The following is a 4,388-nucleotide window of genomic DNA, read 5'->3' on the forward strand; positions in this document are numbered from 1 at the left end:
GATCGGTGCCGCCCTCGCGGGGGCCGGCCATGCCGTCACGGGGATCACGAGCGGCTCGGACGATGACCGTGCTTCGGCGGTTCTGCCGGACGTCCCGGTTCTCGACGCGCTCGAGGTCGTGCGTCGCAGCGAGCTCGTGGTGATCGCGGTGCCGCACGATGAATTGCCCGCGCTGGTCGCGGGCATCGCCGAGGTCGGTGGCTGGCAGCTCGGGCAGCTCGTGCTGCACACCGATCCCGGTCACGGTATCGAGGTGCTGCGACCCGCAGCCGAGCGTGGGGCGATCCCCCTGGCGGTGCACCCGGCGATCACATTCACCGGCACCTCGATCGACCTTCGACAGCTGCGTGCGGGCTATGCGGCGGTGACCGCTCCCGCGGCCGTGCTTCCGATCGCTCAGGCGCTCGCGGTCGAGATCGGTTGCGAGCCGGTCGTGATCGCCGAGGGCGACAGGGCCGACTACGCGGACGCGATCCAGACGGTGACCGAGTTCTCGCGCTCGATCATCGCGCAGTCGACGTCGCGCCTGAGTGAGATCGGCGTCGAGAACGCGGGTGGATATCTGTCGGCGCTCGTGCAGTCGGCGGTGGAGGGCGCGCTCCGCGACGCCTCGCCTCCGACACCGCTGCTGTAGGGGCGACACCGCTGCTGTAGCCGCGACCCCGCCGCTGTATACCCCGACGGCTGCGGCAGACCCGCCCGCCCGACCGAACCCGCGACCCGTCGGCCGGAGTCAGCGACCGCCTGAGAACCCGCCGCCGCCTCCGCCGCCCGAGAACCCGCCGCCGAAGGATCCGCCGCCGCTCGACGAGCTGCTCGCACTGGGTGCCGAGTAACTCGCCGCGGCGTGCGACGACACCGCGAACGCTGCCAGCTGCGCCCGCAGGAACGGGGCGGAGGGGTCGCCGATCCACGTCGCGCCCCGCTGCTCGAAGGCGTACACGTTCTCGAGCACCGACCCCCACTCGTCTTCCATCCCGAAGAGCATGGCGTAGGGGAGCAGCCGTTCGTAGACGACGATGACGTTCGCCGTGCCGTCCTGTCGCCGCTCGGCACCCGAATACGACTGCAGCATCTGCAGCCGATCGGCCTCGGCGACCCGGATGAACTCCTTCACACCCATCAGGTACTCGTGCTCGCGCGCCCCCTCAGGTGTGAGCACCGTATGGCGCGCGAACGAGTAGAACGACGAGAAGAGCACCAGGAACGTGCCGATGCAGATCGCGATGAATGCCGGAAGCGCCGTGACCCGGCCGCTGATGATGCCCCACAGGCCCAGTCCGAAGCCGGCCAGGACCAGCGCGATCGCGACCCACTGCAGCAGCACCGCCGCTCGACTGCGGGCTTTGGTCGTGAGTCCCCGGGATGCCGCCGCGTCTGTGCCGCTCTGCGCGAGGGCCTTCATGCGCGCGGCGAACGACTCGCTCGTGGCGGGAAGCTCGGCGACGCCCTCGGCATCGGCGTCGGAGAACAGAGCGTCGAGCGCTTCGGCGTCGAGCTGATCGGGGCCACGTCCGTCGGGGATGCGGCGCAGCCGGGGCTGCACGTCAGCCGAGCCCTCTTCGATGCGCAGAGCGCCGCGCACGGCGAGATGGACGATCTCGGCCGGGATCGCGTCCTTCGCCTTCGGCACGATCGCCGCGGCGAGCAGCGGAGGCAGGGTGTCGGGCACGTCGTACTGGGCGATCACGATGCCGGTCGCCTGCCGACGCGACCTCGTGAAGGCGGAGACCGTGAACCATCCGGCGGCGGAGACGCCCAGTGCGCCGAGCGCGGCGACGGCGGGGATCGTGTCGGTGACCGGGTTCGGCTGCCGCGCCGAGGGCTGTGTGGCGGTGCCCTGATCGAACCCGATCGCGACGGTCACGCCCTCACCCGCCGACAGCCCGTCCGCCTCGACGGCGAACGTGGCTCCGTCGGCCGACAGCGGGCACTCGTCGGTCGAACCGGAGGAGCCGATGTAGCAGCGGGCGTCGCCCGTGAGGTGATCGGCGAGTGTGTCGTCGAAGGTGATGTCGGCGCGGAAGCTCTCGATCGGCTGAGTGCTGTCGAGGGGGAGGAGATCCCAGTAGAACTCGTCGACGCCCGTGTCCGCCGCGAGGATCACGTCGCGCATCTCGTACTCGATCACGTAGGTCGTGAGACCCTGCACATAGTCGTCGTCGCCGGTGAGCACGAAGAGGAGCCCGTCATCTTCGTCGGTCTCGAAAGGCACGCTCTGGCCGTCCTCGTCGGTGACGGAGAGCACACGGACATCGAGCCAGGCGTTCTCGTAGCTGGTCGGTAGTCCGCGCACGATGCCCTTGTTCTGGTCCTCGTCGGGGAACCGGGCGGTCAGCGACTCGGTCACGTGCATGCGCGCACGCCCCTCGGCGTCGAGGCCGATCTCGTAGCGCGCGTCCCACGACGCGTAGGAGAAGTCATCGACGTCGGCGCGGACGGCCGCCGCGGTGCTGCTCGCGCCCTCACCGTTCGCGCCGGCGGCGACGGTCGAGACGTCGGCGCTCGCCGCGGACGCGGGAACGAGCAGCGCCGCCGCGCAGAGAACGAAGGTCGTGAGGGCCTGGGCGAGTCGGAAGGCTGCCATTCTTCGAGGCTACCCAGAGTCGGCCGCAGGGCGGGGGAGGAGACCTCGGTAAACTGGACTCGACTTTCAAGGAGCCCCGAATGACTGACGCGTCTGCCGCGCCCGAGCCGACCACCGCCGCCACCGAAGAGGACGTGCACGAGCAGAAGGCCGTGCGTCTCGCGAAGCGCGAGCGACTGATCGCGAAGAGGGCGGATGCCGCCGGTGGAGCGTTCCCCGTCGGTGTGCCCGTCACGCACACGATTCCGGCCCTTCGTGCGGAGTACGACGACCTCGAAGCGGGCGCCGAGACCGGCGTGATCGTGGGCGTCGCAGGACGTGTGGTGTTCAGTCGCAACACCGGCAAGCTGTGCTTCGCCACGCTGCAGGCGGGCGACGGATCGCGGATCCAGGCGATGATCTCGCTCGCGAACGTCGGCGAGGAGTCGCTCGCCGACTGGAAGGAGTACGTCGACCTGGGCGACCACGTCTTCGTGCACGGCGAGGTGATCTCCAGCCGCCGTGGCGAGCTGTCGATCATGGCCGACGCGTGGGAGATCGCGTCGAAGGCGATCCTGCCGCTCCCGAACGCCTACTCGGAGCTCAGCGAAGAGGGGCGCGTCCGCAGCCGCTACCTCGATCTGATCGTCCGCGAGCAGGCGCGCAGCACCGTCCGGGCCCGTGCCGCGGTCAACGCCAGCCTGCGAGCGACGTTCGGCAGCCACGACTACCTCGAGGTCGAGACGCCCATGCTGCAGGTGCAGCACGGCGGTGCCTCGGCGCGCCCCTTCATCACCCACTCGAACGCGTTCGACACCGAGCTCTACCTGCGCATCGCGCCGGAGCTGTACCTGAAGCGCGCCGTCGTCGGGGGCATCGAGCGGGTGTACGAGATCAACCGCAACTTCCGCAACGAGGGCGCCGATTCGACGCACAGCCCCGAGTTCGCGATGCTCGAGGCGTACCAGGCCTACGGCGATTACAACCAGATGGCAGCCCTCACCCAGGAGCTCGTGCAGCAGGCGGCGATCGCGGTCGCCGGCTCCACGACCGTGACCTGGGCCGACGGCACCGAGTACGACCTCGGCGGCGAGTGGGACCGCATCTCGATGTACGAGTCGCTGTCTGCCGCGTCCGGTCGCACTGTCACTCCGCAGGACTCGGTGGAGGACCTCATCGCCTTCGCCGAGGCGAACGATGTCGACCTGCCGCCGCAGGCCACGCACGGCAAGCTCGTCGAAGAGCTGTGGGAGCACTTCGTGAAGGGCGACCTCGTGCGCCCGACGTTCGTGATGGACTTCCCCGTCGACACCTCGCCCCTCGTGCGCGAGCACCGCTCGATCGACGGCGTCGTCGAGAAGTGGGACCTCTACATCCGCGGCTTCGAGCTCGCGACCGGATACTCCGAGCTCGTCGATCCTGTGATCCAGCGAGAGCGCTTCGTCGAGCAGGCGAAGCTCGCTGCCCGCGGCGACGTCGAGGCGATGCCGGTCGACGAGGAGTTCCTGCGGGCTCTCGAGCACGGCATGCCGCCGTCCGGGGGCATGGGAATGGGAATCGACCGTCTGCTCATGGCGATCACCGGGCTCGGCATCCGCGAGACCATCCTGTTCCCCCTCGTCAAGTAAGAGGCCGTCGCGCAGGACCCCCGTCGGGGAGTTCTCCTGTCGATCACCGCGCAGGTCACGCACCTCGCCGGAACGCCCATTCGGGCAGCACCGCGGCGCCGATCATCGTGTCGAGCAGCGAGGCGAGTCCGTACTCGGGCTCGATCGCGCGCGCGAGATCGAGGTAGTGGCCGGCGTGGCTCGCGCGGCCGAGC

The 4,388-nt window shown here is 69.7% G+C and carries 3 protein-coding genes; 2 read left to right on the plus strand and 1 reads right to left on the minus strand.

Features of this window, described 5'->3' with window-relative positions; all coding sequences use genetic code 11:
• The first annotated feature begins 1 nt into the window (after position 1).
• Entirely contained in the window at positions 2-634 is a 633-nt protein-coding gene (locus RTM68_RS17165) for a DUF2520 domain-containing protein (RefSeq protein ID WP_312173286.1), read from the plus strand.
• A gap of 99 nt (positions 635-733) precedes the next feature.
• Here RTM68_RS17165 and RTM68_RS17170 read toward each other — a convergent pair whose 3' ends face one another.
• Entirely contained in the window at positions 734-2,587 is a 1,854-nt protein-coding gene (locus tag RTM68_RS17170) for a DUF2207 domain-containing protein (protein ID WP_312173288.1), read from the minus strand.
• 80 nt (positions 2,588-2,667) lie between these two features.
• Here RTM68_RS17170 and lysS point away from each other — a divergent pair, with 80 nt between their 5' ends.
• Positions 2,668-4,194, plus strand: coding sequence for a lysine--tRNA ligase (gene lysS / locus RTM68_RS17175; protein WP_312173291.1), 1,527 nt, complete (start codon positions 2,668-2,670; stop codon positions 4,192-4,194).
• Positions 4,195-4,388 lie beyond the last annotated feature (194 nt).

This window comes from Microbacterium sp. (assembly GCF_031988965.1).
In the GTDB taxonomy this organism is placed as follows: Bacteria; Actinomycetota; Actinomycetes; order Actinomycetales; family Microbacteriaceae; genus Microbacterium.

Excerpts from the sequence above, each read along its gene's own strand:
- lysS (WP_312173291.1), top strand. The coding sequence starts at position 2,668 with ATGACTGACGCGTCTGCCGCGCCCGAGCCGACCACCGCCGCCACCGAA.
- RTM68_RS17170 (WP_312173288.1), bottom strand. The coding sequence starts at position 2,587 with ATGGCAGCCTTCCGACTCGCCCAGGCCCTCACGACCTTCGTTCTCTGC.